20 protein-coding genes are annotated in these 22,729 nt (G+C 44.6%); 18 read left to right on the plus strand and 2 right to left on the minus strand.

The window, feature by feature from the left end:
• Positions 1-14: 14 nt before the first annotated feature.
• The 15 genes from flhF (at position 15) to FLAVO9R_RS05160 (ending at position 15,631) form a co-directional block, all read left to right on the plus strand.
• Complete coding sequence (gene flhF, locus FLAVO9R_RS05090) at positions 15-1,406, plus strand: flagellar biosynthesis protein FlhF (RefSeq protein ID WP_159529385.1); 1,392 nt, start codon at positions 15-17, stop codon at positions 1,404-1,406.
• Positions 1,403-2,269, plus strand: a complete 867-nt coding sequence (locus FLAVO9R_RS05095; protein ID WP_159529387.1) for a MinD/ParA family protein — start codon at positions 1,403-1,405, stop codon at positions 2,267-2,269. The genes flhF and FLAVO9R_RS05095 overlap by 4 nt, the downstream gene beginning before the upstream one ends.
• A complete protein-coding gene (locus FLAVO9R_RS05100; protein WP_013785089.1) occupies positions 2,266-2,997 on the plus strand; it encodes an RNA polymerase sigma factor FliA in 732 nt (243 codons plus the stop codon). The genes FLAVO9R_RS05095 and FLAVO9R_RS05100 overlap by 4 nt, the downstream gene beginning before the upstream one ends.
• Before the next feature lie 36 nt (positions 2,998-3,033).
• Positions 3,034-3,417 carry a chemotaxis response regulator CheY gene (cheY, locus tag FLAVO9R_RS05105; protein ID WP_013785088.1) on the plus strand — a complete coding sequence of 128 codons (384 nt, stop codon included), beginning with the start codon at positions 3,034-3,036 and terminating at the stop codon, positions 3,415-3,417.
• 34 nt (positions 3,418-3,451) lie between these two features.
• Entirely contained in the window at positions 3,452-4,216 is a 765-nt protein-coding gene (locus tag FLAVO9R_RS05110; protein WP_159529389.1) for a protein phosphatase CheZ, read from the plus strand.
• Between the two features lie 12 nt (positions 4,217-4,228).
• Positions 4,229-6,448 (plus strand): chemotaxis protein CheA, encoded by a 2,220-nt coding sequence (locus FLAVO9R_RS05115; protein ID WP_159529391.1) that lies wholly within the window; start codon positions 4,229-4,231, stop codon positions 6,446-6,448.
• Positions 6,449-6,478: 30 nt separating this feature from the next.
• Positions 6,479-7,609, plus strand: a complete 1,131-nt coding sequence (locus FLAVO9R_RS05120; RefSeq protein WP_159529393.1) for a protein-glutamate methylesterase/protein-glutamine glutaminase — start codon at positions 6,479-6,481, stop codon at positions 7,607-7,609.
• A 71-nt stretch (positions 7,610-7,680) separates the two neighbouring features.
• Entirely contained in the window at positions 7,681-8,445 is a 765-nt protein-coding gene (locus FLAVO9R_RS05125) for a ParA family protein (protein ID WP_057793285.1), read from the plus strand.
• Positions 8,446-8,451: 6 nt separating this feature from the next.
• A complete protein-coding gene (locus FLAVO9R_RS05130) occupies positions 8,452-9,303 on the plus strand; it encodes a chemotaxis protein CheW (protein ID WP_159529395.1) in 852 nt (283 codons plus the stop codon).
• Positions 9,278-9,769 (plus strand): chemotaxis protein CheW, encoded by a 492-nt coding sequence (locus FLAVO9R_RS05135; protein WP_013785082.1) that lies wholly within the window; start codon positions 9,278-9,280, stop codon positions 9,767-9,769. The genes FLAVO9R_RS05130 and FLAVO9R_RS05135 overlap by 26 nt, the downstream gene beginning before the upstream one ends.
• Before the next feature lie 89 nt (positions 9,770-9,858).
• On the plus strand, positions 9,859-10,299 hold the full coding sequence (locus tag FLAVO9R_RS05140; protein WP_159529396.1) for a DUF2802 domain-containing protein: 441 nt from the start codon (positions 9,859-9,861) through the stop codon (positions 10,297-10,299).
• A gap of 100 nt (positions 10,300-10,399) precedes the next feature.
• Positions 10,400-11,338 carry a homoserine O-acetyltransferase MetA gene (gene metA / locus FLAVO9R_RS05145; RefSeq protein WP_159529398.1) on the plus strand — a complete coding sequence of 313 codons (939 nt, stop codon included), beginning with the start codon at positions 10,400-10,402 and terminating at the stop codon, positions 11,336-11,338.
• A gap of 3 nt (positions 11,339-11,341) precedes the next feature.
• Positions 11,342-12,409: a homocysteine S-methyltransferase family protein gene (locus tag FLAVO9R_RS05150; protein ID WP_159529400.1), complete on the plus strand. Its 1,068-nt coding sequence runs from the start codon at positions 11,342-11,344 to the stop codon at positions 12,407-12,409.
• 8 nt (positions 12,410-12,417) lie between these two features.
• Positions 12,418-15,042 carry a methionine synthase gene (metH, locus tag FLAVO9R_RS05155; protein ID WP_159529402.1) on the plus strand — a complete coding sequence of 875 codons (2,625 nt, stop codon included), beginning with the start codon at positions 12,418-12,420 and terminating at the stop codon, positions 15,040-15,042.
• On the plus strand, positions 15,035-15,631 hold the full coding sequence (locus FLAVO9R_RS05160) for a DUF938 domain-containing protein (protein ID WP_159529404.1): 597 nt from the start codon (positions 15,035-15,037) through the stop codon (positions 15,629-15,631). Before metH ends, FLAVO9R_RS05160 begins: the two co-directional genes overlap by 8 nt.
• Positions 15,632-15,656: 25 nt before the next feature.
• On the opposite strand, the gene FLAVO9R_RS05165 is transcribed toward FLAVO9R_RS05160, so the two are convergent.
• Positions 15,657-16,547: a LysR family transcriptional regulator gene (locus FLAVO9R_RS05165; RefSeq protein ID WP_159529406.1), complete on the minus strand. Its 891-nt coding sequence runs from the start codon at positions 16,545-16,547 to the stop codon at positions 15,657-15,659.
• A 107-nt stretch (positions 16,548-16,654) separates the two neighbouring features.
• Entirely contained in the window at positions 16,655-17,599 is a 945-nt protein-coding gene (locus FLAVO9R_RS05170) for a hydrogen peroxide-inducible genes activator (protein WP_159529408.1), read from the minus strand.
• A gap of 137 nt (positions 17,600-17,736) precedes the next feature.
• Here FLAVO9R_RS05170 and FLAVO9R_RS05175 point away from each other — a divergent pair, with 137 nt between their 5' ends.
• The 3 genes from FLAVO9R_RS05175 to FLAVO9R_RS05185 all read left to right on the plus strand — a co-directional run bounded on the left by FLAVO9R_RS05175 (position 17,737) and on the right by FLAVO9R_RS05185 (position 22,657).
• Complete coding sequence (locus FLAVO9R_RS05175) at positions 17,737-18,384, plus strand: carbonic anhydrase (protein WP_159529410.1); 648 nt, start codon at positions 17,737-17,739, stop codon at positions 18,382-18,384.
• Positions 18,385-18,419: 35 nt separating this feature from the next.
• Positions 18,420-20,057 carry a SulP family inorganic anion transporter gene (locus FLAVO9R_RS05180; protein ID WP_159529412.1) on the plus strand — a complete coding sequence of 546 codons (1,638 nt, stop codon included), beginning with the start codon at positions 18,420-18,422 and terminating at the stop codon, positions 20,055-20,057.
• A 185-nt stretch (positions 20,058-20,242) separates the two neighbouring features.
• Positions 20,243-22,657: a TonB-dependent receptor domain-containing protein gene (locus tag FLAVO9R_RS05185; RefSeq protein WP_159529414.1), complete on the plus strand. Its 2,415-nt coding sequence runs from the start codon at positions 20,243-20,245 to the stop codon at positions 22,655-22,657.
• Positions 22,658-22,729: the final 72 nt, after the last annotated feature.

Consider the following 22,729-nt stretch of genomic DNA (forward strand, 5'->3'; position numbering starts at 1 on the left):
TTGGAGAGTTTTCAATGAAAATCAGACGTTTCTTTGGCAAAGATATGCGAGAAGCTTTAAGCCAAGTTAAAGCGGAATTGGGTAGCGATGCCGTTATCATGTCGAACCGAAAGCTTGCTGACGGTATCGAGCTGGTAGCCGCTTACGATAAAGAGCCAGAAGCCAAACTGTCGATTAAAAAGCCTGTACCTAGAGCACCAGGTCAAGCGAAAGCGGCTGTACCTAGTCTTAGTGAAATCATCGGTGATGATGGTCCAGATAGCTTAAAAGCACTGTTGGAAAAACAACATGGTGGCAGCATTCAAAGCTCATCTTCAGCACCTAGTGCCAACGCTCAGCATGCCAATCAAATTGCCTCGCACTTAGACTTTTCAGAAGCCTTTATCGACGATGTAGAAGCAAATCAAAACACCTCTGAATTCCCTAGCCATCAGGCATCTAGCCTGAATGAAAGTATTGATAAAAGCAGAGCTCCTCAGTCTGACGAATTGTCTCAGATTAAAGAAGAGTTGGCGTCACTACGAAATGTACTTCAATACCAAGTGGCCGATTTGATGGAAGCAAAAAGTCGTCGTCAGCAACCTGTACATCACTATTTGATTCAGCGTCTAACCGATATGGGACTGAGTCAATCACTGGCAGAGCAACTAATTAGTTACACGCCGTCGCATTACAACGAGCGTGACGCTTGGGTTTATCTTTTAAACCTATTGGCTAATCGCATTAATGTGACAGGTAACGATATACTTACGCAAAAGGGCGCAGTTGCGTTAGTGGGTCCTACCGGAACAGGTAAAACCACCACAGTCGCTAAATTAGCTGCTCGCTATGCACAGAAATATGGTGCTGACTCCGTTGCCATGATTACGATAGATACCTATCGTATTGCAGCGTTTGAGCAATTAGCCACATATGGAAAAATTATTGGCTGCACAGTGCGTAAAGCACAAAGTAGTGAAGAATTATCAGATTTATTGTTTCAATTACGCCATAAGAGACTAGTGTTAATTGATACGGCAGGCTTTAGTCAGCGAGATAGTCGATTAATTAAACAGATAAATCAATTTGATAACGGTCAAATGCAGCCAGTGAAAAAATACCTAGTAGCGCAAGCGAATACCCAATATGCTGCGTTACAACGTATTATAGATGCGTACGAAGGGGTGGAACTTAGCGGTTGTATCTTTACAAAGCTTGATGAGTGCTACTCTCTAGGCGAAGTGCTTAGCGCAGCGGTGGAGTACCAGTTACCTGTCAGTTATGTAACAGATGGACAGAAAGTTCCTGAAGACATTAAGATTGCAGAAGCAAAATCTTTAGTATCTGCTGCTGCAAAGCTTTATAAAAAGTACGGTTTGAATCATACTACTAGTAACAATGTGGTTAAAACAGCACGAGCAGTATGATTGATGATCAAGCGAGTAGCTTACGAAAAATGAAGCAATCACGATTAATCAAAGTTATCGCCGTCACCGGAGGTAAAGGTGGCGTTGGTAAAACAAATATTACGCTAAACACGGCTATTGCTATGGCAAAGCAGGGAAAGCGGGTAATGGTATTGGATGCAGACTTAGGTCTGGCCAATGTGGATGTAATGCTAGGATTGCGAGTAGAGAAAAACCTCTCCCACGTATTATCTGGTGAGTGTACCTTGGACGATGTTCTCGTTACGGGCCCTCACGGTATAAAAATAGCACCAGCCACATCAGGTTCTCAATCAATGGCAGAGCTATCACCAACGCAGCATGCAGGGCTTATTAGAGCTTTCAGCGAATTGCGTTCGCCCATTGATGTGCTTATCGTCGATACCGCAGCAGGTATCTCCGATATGGTGCTAAGTTTCTCCAAAGCCTCTCAAGATATTATGGTGGTAGTGTGCGATGAGCCTACTTCACTCACCGATGCCTATGCGTTAATTAAAATTCTTAACAGAGAGCACGGTGTCTTTCGCTTCAAAGTGGTCGCCAATATGGTCCGCGATGTTAGAGAAGGGCAGGAACTCTTCAGCAAACTATCGAAAGTAACAGGGCGATTTTTGGATGTTGCGCTAGAATTGGTGGCAACGGTTCCTTTTGACGAGAACATACGACGAGCGGTACGTAAGCAAACGTCAATTGTAGATGCTTATCCAAGTTCTCCTGCGGCAGTGGCGATTAGCCAGCTAGCAGCCAAAGCAGCATCTTGGCCTATTCCTGCGCAACCAGGAGGTCACTTAGAGTTTTTTATTGAACAACTAATAGCAGATAAAGCAGTAGGAAGTCAGCGTTGAATAGCAAAGCAGCCGCTTATCAACAGCAAACGGACAAGTCACAGTTAGTTGAGCGTCACGCTTCGCTGGTGAAGCGAATAGCACACCACTTAATGGCGAGACTGCCAGCCAGTGTACTTGTCGACGATTTAATCCAATCCGGTATGATTGGACTGCTAGAAGCTGCACGAAATTTTGACGGTTCCAAAGGCGCAAGCTTCGAAACCTTTGCGGGTATACGTATTCGTGGCGCGATGCTTGATGAAATCAGAAAAGGTGATTGGACACCTCGTTCCGTGCACAAAAACGGACGAGCCATTACCGAAGCAATCTCTCAAGTTGAAGGTGAAACTGGTCGTGACGCGCGAGATGTTGATATTGCAGCTAAAATGAATGTAAGCATGCAAGATTATCATCAAATGCTTAACGAAGTGAATGCCGGTAAATTGGTGGGGATCGAAGATTTAGGGGTTTCTGAAGATGTTATTTCTACAGAAAAAAACCGAGGTAGCGACGCGCCGTTAGAAGATTTGATGCAAGGGGCTTTCCAAAAAGCGCTAGCACATGCTATTACTACATTACCCGAACGGGAAGCGATTGTACTTTCTTTATACTATGATGAAGAACTGAACCTTAGAGAAATTGGCGAAGTTCTTGATGTTAGTGAATCGCGAGTGAGCCAAATTCATAGTCAGGCCATGTTAAAACTCAAATCACGAATGAAATCGTGGCAAGTTGACGAAGAATAGAAATTAATAACAATTAACCCCTCATTGGAGGCTATTTTGGATAAAAGTATGAAAATTCTCGTGGTTGACGATTTTTCTACCATGAGACGTATCATAAAGAACCTGCTAAAAGATTTGGGTTTTGCCAATATCCAGGAAGCGGACGACGGTAACACCGCGCTACCTATGCTACAACAAGGTGATTTTGACTTTGTTGTAACAGATTGGAATATGCCAGGTATGCAAGGTATCGATTTATTACGCGCTATACGTGCAGATGATAAGTTGAAACACCTACCGGTTCTTATGGTGACAGCAGAAGCGAAGAAAGAACAAATCGTTGCCGCAGCGCAAGCTGGTGTGAATGGTTATGTTGTTAAACCTTTCACTGCCGCTACGTTGAAAGAAAAATTAGATAAAATCTTCGAACGTTTAGGTTGATCCAGACGCTCACCAGAGAAATGAGGTTTACTGGATGTCGACAAATGAAAGTGTCTCTATAACGCTCGAAGAAGCCAAAAAATTGGTAGCGTATCTTGAAGAGGGCGATAACGCATCAGCGAACGCTGTCTTAGAAGCTGTTTCGATGAAAGAGTCCATTGAGCTCTTTGCTGAAGTTGGTAAATTAACGCGTCAACTTCATGACTCGTTAAATAACTTCCAAATCGATGAACGTATTAAAAATTTAACCGTTGATGACATTCCTGATGCGCAAACGCGACTCATGTACGTTATCGAAGAAACGGAAAAAGCTGCCAATACCACCATGGATGCAGTTGAAGAGAGTATGCCAATTGCTGAAGTGCTCTCTACCCGCATCGAGAAAATCATGCCGGAGTGGAAAAAACTGATGAATCGTCAACTTGAGTTGGGTGAATTCAAAGTTTTATGTGCAGATTTAGACGAATTGCTAGAAGACGGATCGAAACAATCGGCTAAGCTTACATCATTGCTTACCGAAGTGTTAATGGCACAAGGTTACCAAGATCTTACCGGTCAAGTTATTCGCAGAGTGATTGAACTCGTAAAAGAAGTGGAAGATAGCTTAGTTAATATGCTTACGATGTTCGGTGAACCCGAACAGGCGGAACTAGGCAAGCCATCTGAAGCGAAAGTCGAAAAAGTTAACAAGATCGATAGTGTCGAAGCCGAAGGTCCAATTATTGATGCAGACCAACGCGATGATGTTGTATCTGGCCAAGATGACGTAGATGATCTTTTGTCTAGCTTAGGTTTTTAGGGGAGCGGGCGCATGGCGTTTGATGTTGACGAGGATATATTACAGGACTTTCTAGTTGAAGCTGGGGAGATCCTTGAACAATTACAAGAACAGCTCGTTGATCTGGAAAATAATCCTGAAGATGCAGATTTACTTAATGCTATCTTTCGTGGTTACCATACCGTAAAAGGTGGCGCCGGCTTTTTGTCGCTTACCGAATTAGTTGAAATTTGCCACGGTGCAGAAAACGTTTTCGATGTAATGCGAAACGGACAACGTACTCTTACGCCTGAATTAATGGACACCATTCTTCAGGCCACCGATGTAGTCGTAGAGATGTTTGAGCGTGTTAAAGCGCAAGAACCCCTAGTGCCTGCAGACGCAAAACTTGTTGATTTGCTACATAAGTTAAGCACCCCAGAAACCCCAGACGAAAATATCTTTGGTGACAGCAGTGACGCGGGTGAAACTCCTGTTGCCGAGGAAGAGTTCGCGTTGGAAGAAGCGCCCGTATCTGAAGGGCCTGCTGATAGTGGCGATGGCGGCATTGACGAAATTTCTGAAGATGAATTTGAAGCCTTGCTTGATGAACTTCATGGTTCGAGTGCGCCGGGCAAACCTGCGCCTAAGGCAGAACCAAAAGCGGCTGCACCGGCAGCCGGTGGTTCAGGTGATGATATTACCGACGATGAATTTGAAGCACTGTTAGACGAACTCCACGGCAAAGGTAAATTCAAAGAAGAAGAACCAGCGCCTGCGGCTGCACCGAAAGCGGCAGCACCTAGTGGTGAAGAAATTACCGATGATGAGTTTGAAGCACTACTTGACCAATTACATGGCTCAGGGCAAGGGCCTACGGCTCAAGGGACTGAGCCTGAAGCAAATACACCGCCTGTAGATAAAAAAGCGACGGAAGCGATTCAGAAGGCTAAAGCAGAACAATCTGCCGCTAGTACGCCTGCTAAATCAACGCCTGCCGGGAAAGCACCCGCACCTAGTCCAGCAGCTAAGAAGACGGCAGAGCCGGCTAAACCCGCTGCTAAAAAAGACGATAAAAAAGCAACGCCTGCTCCTCCTCAAGCAGAAACCACAGTGCGTGTTGATACCAAACGCCTAGACCAAATTATGAATATGGTTGGCGAGTTAGTATTAGTACGAAATCGTTTGCTGAGTTTAGGAATAACCAATGCCGACGAAAGTATGTCGAAGGCAATTGCTAACCTAGATGTGGTAACGGGCGATTTGCAGGGTGCGGTTATGAAAACCCGTATGCAGCCAATTAAGAAAGTGTTTGGCCGCTTCCCTCGCGTTGTTCGAGACTTAGCACGTACTTTGAAAAAAGAAATCACCTTAGAATTAGAAGGTGAAGAGACAGATTTAGATAAAAATCTGGTAGAAGCACTTGCCGACCCACTGGTTCACTTAGTGAGAAATTCGGTAGATCACGGTATTGAAATGCCAGATGATCGTGTGGCTACAGGTAAAACTCGAATGGGAACCGTGAGACTATCGGCTTCTCAAGAGGGTGACCATATCCTACTTACCATCGAAGATGACGGTAAGGGAATGGATGCAGAAAAACTAAAAGAGATTGCTATAAGCCGAGGTGTTTTAGACGCCGATGCGGCTGCGCGTATGTCTGATGTTGAAGCGTTCAACCTTATTTTTGCACCAGGGTTCTCAACCAAAACTGAGATAAGTGATATCTCGGGTCGTGGTGTAGGCATGGATGTGGTTAAAACAAAAATTAACCAGCTTAACGGTACTATTAATATTGATTCCCAGCTTGGAAAAGGTACTCGACTCGATATTAAAGTTCCACTAACGCTTGCGATATTACCTACCCTAATGATTGTGGTTGGCAAACAAACATTTGCGTTACCGTTAGGAGCGGTCAACGAAATTATCAATATGGACATCAAGAAAACCAATACGGTTGATGGCCAATTAACCATGATAGTTCGTTCTAAAGCGATACCACTGTTCTTCCTCGGAGAATGGTTGATCCGCGGACCTAAAAATATAAGCAAAGAAAAAGGTCACGTCGTCGTGGTTCAAATAGGCACCCAGCAAGTTGGATTTGTTGTTGATGCGCTAATAGGCCAAGAAGAAGTGGTTATAAAACCATTAGATGCCTTATTACAGGGAACGCCTGGTATGGCGGGAGCAACTATTACATCTGACGGTGGAATTGCACTCATCTTAGATGTCCCTAGCTTACTGAAGCGTTATGCTCGAAAGCCTTTAAAGTAATACGGCGTAACAGATAGGAAATTAACATCCATGGTCTTTAAAGTCCTGGTCGTGGACGATTCTACTTTTTATCGTCGTCGAGTTCGTGAAATTCTCGACGATGATAGAGAACTTGAAGTTATTGGTGAAGCTCGTAACGGGCAAGATGCTCTAGACAAAATAGATACACTGCTACCTGATGTAGTTACAATGGATGTGGAAATGCCGATAATGGATGGTATTTCGGCGGTAAAAGCCATTATGGAAAAACGGCCGGTGCCTATTTTGATGTTTTCGTCTCTTACGCACCATGGTGCGCAAGCAACGCTAGATGCGTTAGAAGCCGGTGCATTAGATTTTCTGCCAAAGAAATTCGAAGATATCGCCCAAGACCGTAAAGATGCAGCACGACTGCTCTGTACAAAAGTGAGATTGATTGCACGGCGTGGTGTCGGCATAAAACGCCCTGTATTAAAGCGTATTGAAAGTAGAAAGTTCCCTGATAACGCGCCAAAACAAGCGTTTTTCAAAAGTTCTAGTCTACTTAGCGGAAGGAAAGATGCCACGAGGCAGCCCACAGTTTCCTCGATTAAGGCTTCTGGTAAAAGGTATAAGTGTTTAGCAATTGGTGCATCTACGGGTGGTCCAGTGGCATTGCAGAAGATATTGGTATCACTGCCATCAGACTTTCCTTATCCAATTGTACTGGTACAACATATGCCCGGTACCTTTACTAACGCATTTGCACAGCGGCTTAATTCTCATTGCGACATTAGGGTTAAAGAAGCTGAACATGGCGACATATTAAAACCAGGGTGTGCTTATTTAGCCCCCGGTGGCAAACAAATGTTGATAGAGGGTTCCGGCTCTCATAAGAAAGTAGTAATTACCGACGCTAACCCGTCTGATAAAATCAATTATAAGCCGAGTGTTGATTTAACCTTCGGTTCGCTAGCCAAAGCTTATGGTGGCGATTTATTGGGTATTATTTTAACTGGCATGGGCGCTGATGGACGAGAAGGCTGCCGTTCGATGAAAGATAACGGCGCTACCATTTGGGCTCAAGATCAGGATTCATGTGTTGTTTATGGCATGCCTCAAGCGGTAGCTGCTGCAAACATATCGGTTAATAGTATAGATATAGATGACATGAGCAGCTGTATTCTAACCGAAATGAGATAGCTCAAATGCAGCGTTAGTGCTGTCTTTGAATGAACAACAACCCAAGTAAATATAAGCTGGGAATTAAAACGATGAAGGTGTGGACAGTTGCAAACCAGAAAGGCGGAGTTGGTAAAACAACAACGACAGTAACCTTAGGTGGTTTGTTAGCTCAGCGCGGGAAGCGAGTATTGATGGTTGATACCGATCCCCACGCCTCATTGAGTTATTATTTCGGCATAGATGCAGAGTTGCTGAGTCAATCTGTCTACGACATTTTTATTAAGTCTTCTGACATCACTGCCGATATGGTCATGGACTGTTTGTGTCCAACTAAGCTAGATAATTTGTACGTTTTGCCCGCTACCATGGCATTAGCCACATTAGACAGAACAATGGGAAGCGAGCAAGGAATGGGCTTAGTGCTGAAAAAAGCGCTGGCCAAAGTAGAGAATGAATTTGATGTCGTCATTATTGATTGCCCGCCAGTACTTGGTGTACTTATGGTCAACGCATTGGCAGCATGTAACAAAGTGATAGTGCCGACACAAACAGAGTATTTGGCGCTGAAAGGCTTAGATAGAATGATACGCACCATGGAAATAATGGGGCGCTCTCTGCAAAAGTCTTTTGACACTGTAATTATTCCTACTATGTTCGACAAACGCACTAACGCAGCACTTGAATCAAGAAAGCGTTTAATGAGCGATTATGGAGAGCGGGTTTGGCAAGGTGTAATTCCCGTAGATACGCATTTTAGAGATGCGAGTTTAGTACAGTTGCCAATTTCCGCAGCATACCCGAAAACCCGAGGGGTAACGGCTTACAGCAAGTTACTTGAGGTTTTGGAGAAGTAAAGTTAGATGAGCAATCAAGGACCTTTTGCACGGGAAGACGTTGTAGAGGCTTATCTCGATAGCCTATTAAAAGAGCCAGATGATCCGGCAGACGTTACTGCGCGAACGGCAAAATTGCTTGAGCAGGCAGTGCAAACGTTAGCCGAAGAGGCAACGATTGATGAAGCACCTACCACTGAACAAATAGTGGTTGAAGAAGCCATCATAGAAGCAGTGTCATCTAGCACAGGCAAAGATGTCGAAGAAACTACGCAATACGAAAAAAGCGACTACAATGAAATAGATAATGAGACTGCAGAGTCAGTCAATGCCTCCTCAGAAGAGGGGCAATCAGAAGAAAAAGAATTGTTGGTCGACAGCCTTGAAAATAATTTTCAGGCATTATTTTTTGAAGTGGCAGGGCTAACGTTAGCGGTGCCATTAACCACCCTAGGTGGTATACATCAAATTGAAAAGATAGGCCCTTTATTTGGGAAACCAGATTGGTTTATGGGGGTGATGATACATCGCGAAGAAAAGCTTAGCGTTGTAGATTCTGCAAGGTGGGTCATGCCAGAAAAGTATGATGAGCGTCTCGCAGAGTCATTGAACTACCGATATCTTATTATGTTAGGGGATAGTTCGTGGGGATTGGCCAGCGAGAAACTGGTCAACACGGTCACCTTGGCAAAAGCTGACGTCAAATGGCGTGAGTCTACCGGTAAGCGTCCCTGGTTAGCAGGGATGGTTAAAGAGAAAATGTGCGCGTTAATTGACGTTAACGAATTAATATCTATGCTTAACAAAGGCTTAGGCAGTAACGACCAGACGCCGAGTATTGGGAGCCAGGTTCATGAGCGACGAAAGAACGAACAGTAATACCACCGATAGTAATGATGAAGTCCTTCAATGGGTGACATACCGCTTAGGTGAAGAAACATACGGTATTAACGTAATGCAAGTGCAAGAAGTATTACGTTACACTGAAATTGCACCTGTACCCGGCGCACCTGACTACGTACTAGGTATTATTAACCTACGTGGTAATGTTGTTACGGTCATTGATACACGTGCACGTTTTGGGTTACCACCAACAGAAATAACAGATAATACCCGTATTGTTATCATCGAATCTGATGAACAAGTCGTGGGTATACTTGTTGATAGCGTGGCTGAAGTGGTTTACCTTCGCTCGTCTGAAATTGATAGTGCGCCAAACGTGGGTACTGAAGAAAGTGCTAAGTTTATCCAAGGGGTAAGCAACCGAGACGGTGAGCTTCTCATCCTAGTTGATTTAAACAAACTCTTAAGTGACGAAGAGTGGGATGAACTAAGTTCAATTTAGTCAGCCTACACGTCTAAAGGGCAGGTAACTGGGTTATCTGCCTTTTTTATTTCCGGTTTATATAGGTACGAATTAAGGCATCTTCGCATATGGATCTGCAGTTTATTGCTCCAACAGTCAACGAACTACTATTGCTTGCACTTGTAATAGTGCTTGGTATTTTTGCGATATGGTTGACGTTAAAAGAGCGAAAAAACCATGCGGCGATAGTTGAACTTCAAGACCTTGTAACTCGTCGTACCGACGATATGGATACCCAGATTCGAAATTTTGGTCATCAACAAAACGAAGCGCAAACCAGAAGCTTAGTGGTTACTCGCCATCTGCAAGCCCTTCAAGCTAAGCAAGATGATTTCGAAAATCAGATCCGCGAACTAAAACTCCAAGACCCCTCTTTGAGGCTCTATCAGCGAGCGGCCGAGTTAGTAAAGCAAGGCGCAAGTATCGAAGAAGTGATGGAAGCCTGTGATATTCCCCGTGCCGAAGCAGAAATGTTGTTTATGGTACACAAACAATCCCCTTCCCAATAATACACTCAAACGCACGTTTAGACGTCTAGACGTAAAGATGTTGACATCTGTGTGGTAATTGCCACAATACAGTCATAGTAATTTATGACTGGAGCCTTCTATGCCAATTCGTATACCAGAACAACTGCCTGCGCAGAATGTGTTATTGGGCGAAAATATATTCACCATGGAGAGCAATAGGGCGGCGAATCAGGATATACGTCCTCTTAAAGTGGGTATCTTAAATTTGATGCCTAATAAAATTGAGACTGAAGTACAGCTGTTGAGATTACTTTCTAACACGCCACTTCAAATTGATGTGGACTTTATTCGTATCGATAATCAGGCGCCCAAAAATACACCTCAGTCTCACATGGATGCTTTCTACCACGACTTTTCGCAAGTGGCAGACAAAAAATACGATGGACTTATCGTGACTGGCGCACCTCTAGCTTTGCTAAAATACGAAGACGTAAAGTACTGGGATACCATGACCACCATTTTAGAATGGGCACAGCGTCACGTTAACTCAACGCTATATTTATGTTGGGCTGCACATGCTGCCATGTACCACTTCTATAACTTTACCCGCACGCTGCGCAAAGAAAAGTTTTCTGGCGTGTTTGAGCATAAAGTAAATGACCCTCATAATGAATTATTGCGTGGCTTCGACCCGGTATTCTATGCGCCTCATTCCCGGTATGGTCATATTGATACCACGAATTATAATAGTGTAGATGGGTTACATGTGGTGGCAGAGTCTGAAGAAGTAGGCGCTTATATTGTTGCTTCAGAAGATAAGCGCATGGTGTTTGTTACGGGCCATCCAGAATATGATGCTGATACCCTTGGAGATGAATATTTCAGGGATGTTAAAGCTGGGCAGTCACCCGCCATACCAAAAAATTATTTTTCGGATAACGATCCGACCAAGCCACCCATCGTCAGGTGGCGCTCCCACGGGAGTCTGTTCTTCACAAACTGGTTAAACTACTATGTTTACCAAACAACGCCGTATGACTTAAATCAGTTAGCTGAAAAATCACAGCCAAAGAGGTGACGCGTGAGTCAACATCCAGATTCTAGCGCGCAAGCAACACTGCTAAGCGCTGCTCAACAACGTATTCTTGTATTAGATGGTGCGATGGGTACCATGATCCAGCAGCATAAGCTGGAAGAGGAAGACTATCGCGGCACCCAGTTTGCCGATTGGCATTGTGATGTAAAAGGCAATAACGACCTTTTGGCCATCACACAGCCAGATATTATCTACCAAATTCATTGCGATTACTTTGAAGCTGGCGCTGATATCGTTGAGACCAACACTTTTAACGCCACCACAATAGCCATGGCGGATTACGACATGGAAGCGCAGTCCCGAGATATCAACATTGCTGCCGCCAAATTAGCCAGAAAAGCGGCTGATGAGTTCACAGCGAAAACCCCTGATAAACCAAGATTTGTTGCCGGTGTATTAGGTCCAACGAATCGTACTGCGTCTATCTCTCCTGATGTTAACGACCCAGGTAAGCGCAACGTGACGTTCGACGCCTTAGTAGAAGCTTACACAGAGTCTACCGAAGCGCTAATCGAAGGCGGCGTAGATTTGATTATGCTTGAAACCATTTTCGATACGCTAAATGCTAAAGCGGCAGCTTTCGCCGTGGAAACCGTGTTCGAAAAACTAGGTAAGTATTTGCCAGTGATGATTTCAGGCACCATTACCGATGCCTCAGGCAGAACGCTTTCGGGGCAAACCTCTGAAGCCTTTTATTATTCAATGCGCCACATTAGCCCGTTTTCGTTTGGCTTGAATTGCGCTTTGGGGCCTGACTTGTTACGCCAGTATGTCGAAGAAGTCTCAACTATTAGCGAGTGCCTTGTCTCTGCTCACCCCAATGCGGGTTTACCTAACGAGTTTGGCGAATATGACTTAGAAGCGCCTGAAATGGCCGAGCATATCAAAGAGTGGGCAGCGTCAGGTTTAGTGAATATTGTGGGCGGCTGCTGTGGCAGTACGCCAGAACATATTCGTGCTATTGCCGAGGCGGTAAGCAGCATAGCACCAAGAAAGGTGCCTAAGTTCGAACCCAAAATGCGTTTGTCTGGCCTTGAGCCGTTTGTACATTAGGAGGCAGCGTGAGCGCACAATTTTCTACATTTATTAATATTGGTGAACGTACTAACGTTACCGGTTCAGCACGTTTCAAACGCCTTATTCTAGAGGGTGATTATGAAACGGCTCTTGATGTTGCCCGCCAGCAAGTGGAAAGCGGCGCGCAAATTATCGATATCAATATGGACGAGGCCTTGCTTGATTCCAAGCAGGCCATGGTCACCTTTTTAAACCTGATTGCTTCAGAGCCTGATATCAGTCGGGTTCCTATTATGATTGACTCATCAAAATGGGAAGTGATTGAAGCGGGGCTAAAATGCGTGCAAGGCAAGGCGATTGTAAACTCAATCAGCCTTAAAGAAGGCGAAGAAAGCTTTCTTGCCCAAGCACAAAAAATCAAACGTTATGGTGCTGCCACGGTAGTCATGGCATTTGATGAAACTGGGCAGGCCGATACGCAAGCTCGAAAAGTTGAGATTTGTCAGCGCAGTTATAAATTACTGACCGAATCTATCGGCTTTCCGCCAGAAGACATTATCTTTGACCCGAATATCTTTGCGGTAGCAACGGGTATAGAAGAGCACGATAACTACGCCGTAGACTTTATAGAAGCAACTCGAAAAATTCGCGAGCTTTGCCCTTATGCGCATATCTCGGGGGGGCTTTCTAATATATCGTTCTCGTTTAGAGGTAACAACCCTGTACGCGAAGCGATGCACTCGGTGTTTTTGTATCACGCCATTCGTGCTGGTATGGATATGGCTATTGTGAATGCGGGGCAGCTTGAAGTTTATGATGAAATACCAAAGGAGCTTCGCGAAGCGGTAGAAGATGTCATTCTTAACCGCCGTAGTGACTCTACTGAACGCTTGCTCGATATCGCCCCTAACTATCAAGGCGACGGCAAAGCAGCGGCAAAAGAAGATTTAAGCTGGCGAGAGCAAGACGTCAATAAGCGTTTGGCCCATGCGCTTGTTAAAGGCATTACCGATTACATCATCGATGATACTGAAGAAGCCCGGTTACAAGCTGAGCGCCCGCTGCATGTAATTGAAGGGCCGTTGATGGACGGCATGAACATTGTTGGCGACTTGTTTGGTGAAGGCAAAATGTTCTTGCCTCAAGTTGTGAAATCGGCGCGGGTAATGAAAAAAGCCGTGGCTCATTTACAGCCTTACATTGAAGCCGAAAAATCCGATGGTACTAAGAGCAATGGCAAAATATTGCTTGCCACCGTGAAAGGTGACGTACACGACATTGGTAAAAACATTGTAGGCGTTGTGCTGCAATGTAATAACTTTGAAGTGATTGATCTTGGGGTGATGGTTCCCGCCGCCACTATCTTGCAAGTGGCAAAAGATGAAAACGTAGACATGATAGGCCTTTCTGGTCTTATTACGCCTTCACTTGATGAAATGGTGCATGTGGCAAAAGAGATGGAGCGCCAAGGCTTCGACTTACCGCTACTAATCGGCGGTGCAACCACATCTAAAGCACATACCGCGGTGAAAATTGAGCAAAATTACCATGCACCTGTAGTGTATGTTCCCAATGCGAGTCGCGCCGTTGGCGTTTGCCAAAAGCTGCTCAACCGAGGTTCTCGGGATATTTACGCCGAAGAACTGGCAAAAGAATACGACAAAGTACGCGACCAGCATGCTCGTAAGAAGCCTCGAAGTAAGCCTGTGACCTTAGCGCAAGCGCGAGCTAATGCCTTCGCGCCAGATTTTACAGAAGCACCGGTAACCCCTAAAAAATTAGGCGTAACGCCAGTGGATGTAGATATCGCTACGCTGCGTCCGTATATCGACTGGACACCCTTCTTCCTAACTTGGTCTTTGGCTGGTAAATACCCACGAATTTTAGAAGATGAAGTGGTCGGGGAAGAAGCAAGATCTTTATTCGCCGATGCAAACGAGATGCTAGATAACATTATAGCTAACAATTCTTTAGCCGCTAAAGGGGTTATCGGCCTGTTTCATGCCAACCGCGTAGATGATGATATTGAAGTGTATACCGATGAGTCGCGCTCAGAAGTGCAAGGTGTAGCGCATCATCTTCGTCAACAAACGTTGAAAGATAAATTTGCTAACTATTGTTTGGCTGATTACGTTGCCGAGAAATCATCAGGCATCAACGACTATATTGGTGCCTTTGCCGTGACTGGCGGAATAGGCGAAGATGAACTTGCCGATAGTTTTATTAAGGCAGGTGATGACTACAACGGTATTATGGTGAAAGCCGTGGCTGATAGGTTAGCCGAAGCATTTGCCGAATACCTACACGAACAAGTGCGTAAAGTGTATTGGGGCTATGCCGAGAGTGAAAACTTAACCAATGACGATCTTATTCGTGAAAAGTACCAAGGTATTCGCCCTGCGCCAGGTTATGCCGCGTGCCCAGAGCATACCGAGAAGCAGCTTATCTGGGATTTATTATCGGCGGAACAACACACCGGCATGAAACTAACCGAAAGCTACGCCATGTGGCCAGGTGCGGCGGTGTCGGGTTGGTATTTCTCCCACCCTCAAAGTAAATACTTTGCCGTGGCTAAAATACAAAAAGACCAAGTGGAAGACTATGCCACGCGCAAAGGTTGGACACTGGAAGAAGCTGAGAAATGGTTGGGGCCTAATTTACATGACTGAGTCGTTCTCAAAGCCGTTTAGCCAAGCGTGCGAAAACAATAAAGCGCCAATTTTAGCTGTGCTTAATCGCACGTTTGCTAATTGTAAAGGCGTATTAGAAGTTGGCAGTGGGACAGGTCAGCACGCGGTATATTTCGCTGAAAACTTGCCGCATTTGCAATGGTACTGTAGCGACCAACCTGACTATCATGAAGGTATTATAGCCTGGTTAGAAGAAGCTTCGTTACTCAATGTCACAAAGCCCGTGGCGTTAACTATAGGTAAAGACAGCTTTCCATCGCTACCCATTCAAGGTATCTACAGTGCTAATACCGCCCACATTATGCAGCGTCATGAAGCTGAACTGTTGATGAAATCAGTAAGTGAATACTTACCCTCGGGTGGTGTTTTTTGTCAATATGGCCCCTTTACTATTGGCGGCGAATTCTCTTCTGAAAGTAACAGAGTATTTCATGAATCACTTATCGAACGTGGATATGGTGGCTATCGTGATATCAGCGAGCTGACAGCATGGAGTAATGATTTGGTGCTGCGTGAAATACATAAGATGCCTGCCAATAATTTATTGCTGGAATGGCATAAGCGGTAGTAACAAAATCGACGTAATGAATGTGTTATTTCAGACTGCTAGCTTTGGCTAAGGTTATAAATTCGTCAACAAACCCTATCGGGTCTACCTCTTTTCGGTGTCCTAAATACAAGGTTTTTTGTAAGCCCTTTTCACCTAAGGGCTTATACGTTAACACCGCACTTTCTTTCGCTTCATCAACCAACCATTTAGGTAGTGCGGTAACACCGCGCCCTGCGGCCACCATTTGCAAAATAATTTCAGTGGTTTCAATGGTTCTGTGTTGTTTTACGCTTGCGCCAGCTGGGGTAAGAAACCCAGCAAAAATATCTAAGCGATTGGTTTCCACCGGGTAGGTAATCAGCACTTCATTGGTCAATTGCTCTGGTTTAATGTAGGCGTATTCAGTCAAAGGGTGTTCATTGTGCATCACCAATACCTGCTCGTAATCTAATACGCCAGTGTAGCTTATTGCATCTAAATATAATGGGTCGGGCGTTAGCAATAAATCGATGTCGTAACCATGCAAGGCTTGTAAGCCTCCGAATGAAAAAGCACGTCTTACATCAACGTCTACATCAGGGAAGGCCTTTAAAAAAGGCGCAACGACTTTTAGCAACCATTCAAAGCAAGGGTGACATTCCATACCAATACGCAATATACCTTGCTTGCCTTCCGCCATGCGACGAAGCTGTGCTTCGATATGCTCGAATTGAGGAAGCACTCGCTGAGAAAGCCCAACCAGGCTTTTGCCAGCTTGGGTTAACACTAACGTTCGCCCTTCCTTTTGCCACAGTGGCAACGAAAAGCTTGCTTCAAGCTTTTTCATCGAATGACTAAGCGCTGACTGGGTAACGAACAACGACTTGGCGGCTTCTGTCATTGTGCCGTGTTTATGAATAGCGCTAATTATTTTAAGGTGCTGACGTTCAATCATAATTTATGAATTTTTCTCATGCATTGCCGTAAATATACCATTATTTTTAATCAATTTTGTCATGCTCGTGAGGTAGCTCGCGATAACATATAGGCATAGACAAGTGATTAATCGTTAATGACATCCACCGCAGTGGAAAGTCGGTTACCTATAATATCCCTTATCACAGAGGTAATTTCCCTAAAGGTTTTGCGACCGGGAGCGGTATTTCTCCATGCCAAGGAGTGCTGCCTTTCAATAGGCATGCCCTCTATTTCACAAACATGAAGTGCTTCAGGGTGATGCAACTCTGAATGAATATATAGCCCAGGCAAAAATGCTACGCCCATTCCCATTACTACCATTTGGCGCAGTGTATCTAGGCTTGTTCCTTCATAATCTCGTTGCAGGTTTGCGCCAATTTCATCGCAAATATGTTGCACTTGATGATGAAAGTGGTGTCTATCTTCTAGCGTGAGTACCTTTTCTCCAGCAATTTGCTCGGGGCGAACAAAGGCATTTCCGGCAAGCTTATGATCAGAAGGCACAACGAATTTAAGCGGTTCGTTAAACAGAGGCTCAGTTATAAGCTGCGAATATTCACTGGAAAGTGGTGAGATAATTAAGTCGTATTCACCGTGCAGCAATCCATGTTGTAGTGCCTGTGGTGCAGCTTCTCGCACGTAGAATCGAAGCCCTGGCTTGCGCTGATGCAATTCGGGTAAAATATGGGGCAACAAGTAAGGACCAAGCGTAGGGGGGATACCAAGGCGGAAGGTAACCACTTCACCTTCAGCCAGATCCCGTGCTATTTCATTGAAACGGTGATTAGCTTGAAGTACTTCTTCCGCCGCTTCGAGTAGCGCTTTGCCTTGAGGCGATAATAAGGTGCCAGTTCTTGAACGTTCAAATAAGACTAAATCCAAACTGCTTTCAAGGGCATTAATTTGACTCGTTAAAGTAGGCTGACTAATTCCTAGGCTTGTGGCAGCTTGACGAAAGCTTAAGTATTTAGCTACAGCAACAAAATAACGAATTTGGTTAATCGATGGAGTTTTACCGTTTAGTAACATGGTTATTACGTCGCCTAATTTTTATAATTCTTACGCTTGATAGGTGTAGGCTATCACGAGCTGGTATATTAAACTATTAATCTATCAGGCGACACTGGCGCAGACAGTAAAAAAATAATTATTCAATGGAGATATTTATGGATCACGTTATTTCAGGTGTAGCTAAATTCCAGAAAGAAGTTTATCCAGGAAAAAAAGCAGCTTTCCAAAAACTGGCGAACGGTCAGAACCCAGAAGTGCTTTTTATCACGTGTTCAGACTCTCGTATAGATCCAAACTTGGTAACGCAAACCGAGCCGGGTGAATTGTTTATCTGTCGTAACGCGGGCAACATCGTGCCGCCGCATAGCAACCAAACGGGCGGTATGACTGCCTCAATCGAATTTGCTGTTGCAGCACTAGGCGTTACGCATATCGTTGTTTGTGGACACACAGACTGTGGTGCAATGAAAGGCGCATTAAAGCCAGAAGGGCTTTCTTCATTGCCGCACGTTAAAGAATGGCTGGGCCATTGTCGCGCTGCGACTGAAGTTGTTAAAGAGCGTAGTGGTTGTTCTGAACTAACCCACGATCACCTAGAAGATGTAACGAAAGAAAACGTGGTACAGCAAATTCAGCATTTACGTACACACCCTGCTGTTGCCGCAAAAATTGCAAACAAACAAGTTACGCTTCATGGTTGGGTTTATAATATAGGTAGTGGCGAAGTGTTGTGCTACAACAGCGAGTCTGGTGAGTTTGAGGTAATGGATCAATCTCACGCAGAAGCGCAGCTTAAGCGATAAGCACTTTTGCGCGATAAGAATTTAGGAAACATTTCATGTTTAAGTTAAATGTAAGTAATTTACGTGGTGACATCACCGGTGGTTTAACCGCCGGTATTGTTGCTTTGCCGCTAGCCTTAGCGCTAGGGGTAGCCTCAGGACTTGGTCCGATGGCCGGCCTTTATGGCGCTATTGCGGTGGGTTTCTTCGCCGCGTTGTTTGGTGGCACACCCTCACAAATCTCTGGGCCTACAGGGCCTATGGTTGTTGTATTAGCAGGTTTGTTTGCCAGCCTCTCAGGCGATGCAAGCTTGATCTTTACCGCAGTTATACTCGCCGGTATTTTTCAAATTATCTTCGGCTTCTTAAAAGTTGGGGAATATATCCGCCTAGTTCCATACCCTGTTATTTCAGGCTTTATGTCGGGTATTGGTGCCATTATTATCATTCTACAATTAGGCCGCCTGTTGGGGCATGAGCCTCCAGGTGGCACTATTGGCGCATTAAGCTATCTACCCACAGCACTTGCAGATATTAATTTTGCAACGCTAGGCTTAGGTATTGGTACATTAATCATTGCCTACAAATGGCCTGCGTCACTAGGTAAATATGTGCCGGGTGCGCTAGCAGCACTTATCATTGGTACTCTTGCAAGCTTGGCGTTATCTGTACCTATCTTAGGTCAAATTCCTACGGGCTTACCAAGCATCCAAATGCCAGTATTCGAGCAAGGTACAGCATTATTAATTTTAGAAGCTGCGTTTATTCTTGCAGTACTTGGCGCTATCGATAGTTTGTTGACGTCATTGGTAGCAGACAACATGACCCGTACCCGTCACGATAGTAATAGAGAGTTAATCGGTCAGGGTATTGGTAACACTGTAGCGGGTTTCATTGGTGGTATTGCGGGAGCAGGTGCAACCATGCGAACGGTTGTGAATATTCGTAGCGGTGGTAAAGACCGTATTTCGGGTATGGTTCACGCATTGGTATTACTTGCGATAGTCTTGGGTCTTAGCCCGCTCGCGGCGCAAATTCCTCATGCTGTACTCGCTGGTATTTTGGTTAAAGTGGGTTTAGACATCATTGATTGGAGCTACTTGAAACGTGCTCACAAGGGGCCTCGTTGGGACTTCGGTCTGATGATTTTGGTACTTGCACTAACTGTGTTTGTCGACCTTATCACTGCTGTGGGTGTGGGTGTGGTATTTGCGGCTTTAGCTTACGTACGTCAAATTGCTCAGTTGCAACTTGAAGAGCTTCGCAAAATTCCAGAGTCACTTAACGATCCAGAAGAGAATGCGTTACTTGAGTCGCTTAAGGGCAAGGTCTCTATATTCAGCTTCGGTGGTCCATTGAGTTTTGGTGCCGCTGCTGATGTAGGTCACCATGTACGAGACAACGTAAAAGCGGGCTCAAAGGTGATGATCTTAGATTTCAGTCGTGTGCCTACTGTGGATGTGTCTGCAGCAATGGCGGTAGAGACAGTGACCGTGGATGCCATGGCGGCAGGTAGACAATTAGTGATTTGCGGTGCTAATACCGCGGTGAACGAAGTGTTAGAAAGTATCTGTGTGAATCATCCAGGTATCGTTATTTACGACAATTTGCACGATGCATTGCTTTATGCGAAAAAAAAAGTGACGCAACCACCAAATCAAGAAGTTAATTTTAACGCGATATCACAATCTTAACTTACTGATAATTAAGTTATTTAATAAAGGTCCTTCTCATGAAGGGCCTTTTTTTTGCACTTTTTTCATCGCCTGTCACTTTTTATTAATTGAATGTTCAATTTAACTTAACGTAACTGTCACATCCGCTTTTTAATCTACTTGGGTGAAAAACACTCAAGTAGATTAAAAAGGGAACAATACACATGACGCGTTACCATCTTATTGCACTTAGTGTGCTGGCCGGTTTATCAGGCACATCGAATAGCCACGCCGAAGCTATAGCCGAAGATAAATCTAATGAAATAGAAGAAATTACAGTTGTTGGCCGAAGCGTGTCATACGCTAATAACGCCGCCTCTGAAGATATGCAAAAACAACAAGCTAATTTAAGCAGTGTGCTTGCTGTGGTAGATAACTTACCGGGTGTGTTAATTAACGAAGGGGACACATTTGGGGCCGATGATTGGTCCACTTCTATTGTTATTCGTGGCTTTCAAGTTAACCTAAACGAACAACAAATTGGCATGACAGTAGATGGTATTGCCAACGGAAATTCAAATTATGGCGGTGGCGCTAAAGCAAACCGCTATATCGATACCGAAAACTTACAAACCATCGAAGTATCGCAAGGTACGTCCGATATTGCTTCTCGCTCTCACGAAGCGCTGGGTGGCACCCTAAACTTCACTACTATCAATCCTAGTGAGGAAGAAGGCTTTGTTGCGAGTGTTACGGCGGGTGAATTTGATGCGTCAAAATACTATGTGCGTTATGACACTGGCGAGATCTTAAAAGATACGTATGCCTGGATTAGTCTTTCTACACAAGAAAGCAGTGATTTCATGGATCAGGTAGCTGAAAACACCCGTGACCATCTAGCGCTGAAAGTTACCTCTATGGTGGAAAACGTTGCGTTAACTGGTTACGTCTCGTATGACGATACCCATGAAGATAACTACCAGCGTATCTATAGCCTGGAACAATATGCGCAAAACCCTGACTGGGATCAGCTTACCAGCGAGTGGACGGGAATTCCTTACCAAGATCAATCTTATCGTCGAGGCTGGTCTACGCTACGGGAAAACCTATTGGCTTACTTAAAAGCTGAATTCTCTGTTGGCGCGGTCGATATTTCTACTAGTGCCTATTATCATGAGAACGAAGGGCGTGGTGATTGGGTACCGCCTTACCTTGTAGACGTAAAAGATGACGGCACTGAAGGTCATTCAGAGTTGGTCAATGGGAATACGGTTTACGGTGGGAGCGCACTTGGCAATATTTATTTTGTCGACCGCGATGGCATGCAGCTTTCTCCTATTGCTGGCTGCGCAAGCTCAATTACTTTTCCTTATGGTGGCGCGGGCGCACAGTACGATCCAAGCTGTCATGAACAAGGTGCAATTCCCGTTGGCTCATACCGACACACCCACTACAACAAAGAACGTATCGGTTTTAATGCAGATGGTATCTGGTACGCTAAGTTAGGTGAATTCGATAACACGCTTCGCTTTGGTTTATGGTGGGAAGATTATGAGCGTGATGAATACCGAGATTGGCATAAAATTACCGACTCAGTGATTGGTTACGATTTTAATAACTCGCCTTACTGGGTACAGTATGACCGCAGCTTCCCAGTTGATACTCTAATGTATTATGTAGAAGACGAAATTGATTTCGGGGTAGCGAAAGTACGTCTAGGCGCTAAGCGTTTCAACGTTGATATTGCTAAAAACGATAATTTCGACAGCGCTAACAACCTAGATGTTAATTCTGATTCTGACACGCTATTTTCTGCCGGTTTTGTTGCGCCTATCGCAGTAGATGGCTTGGAACTCTTCGCTGGTTACGGTGAAAACTTCGCTTCAATTAAAGATGCACAACTTGAACGCGACGACACGGATTTACGCTTCATTGAACCAGAAACCGCAGAGAACATTGATGTGGGTCTTCGTTATTCAAGTGCTAAATTCAATGCTAATATTACTTATTACACCATTGAGTTTAATAACCGCATTCAATTCACCAGCAATGAAACTGCTAGCGGCATCGACTTCTTAGAAGCCGCGGCAGGTGGATATAGAAATGTGGGTGGTATTGAGTCTAGCGGTTTTGAAATGTCTGCAGACTTTGCGATTACCGATAACCTTACTGTATTTACGTCACTAACATTAAGCGAGTCGGAATACATTGAAACCATTGGTGGCACGGGTACGCAGTATGACTCACTGGCTAGCGCACAAGCCGCTATTGCCGATACTACTAACGCTGAGACTTCACTGGTAGCCGTAAAAGGAAATACGGTTATTGGTACGCCAGATACCATGGCAGTTATTAGCCTAGACTGGAGTAAAAACAATTATTTCGCAGGTATATCGACAAAGTATGTCGACTCTCGTTTCATCGATATTTACAATACGGCTGAAGTAGATGACTATTTAGTTAGCGACCTTTATCTTGGTGGTTACATTAGCAATATAGGTCAAGGAATGGAAGAACTTGAAGTTCGCTTAACCGTAAACAACGTGCTAGATGAAGATTATGCGTCTACCATTGCCCCTAATGCATTTTGGATAGGTGCGCCACGCGCGGTTGCCATTAATGCGCGTTTAACGTTTTAAGTCACTGTAAGACGAGCTGCTGTAACGCACATTTCGAGTGCGTTACAGCGGTTCATACGGTATGGAGTAGTT

Origin of the sequence: Alteromonas sp. 38 (assembly GCF_902506055.1) — a bacterium.
Taxonomy (GTDB): domain Bacteria; phylum Pseudomonadota; class Gammaproteobacteria; order Enterobacterales; family Alteromonadaceae; genus Alteromonas; species Alteromonas lipotrueae.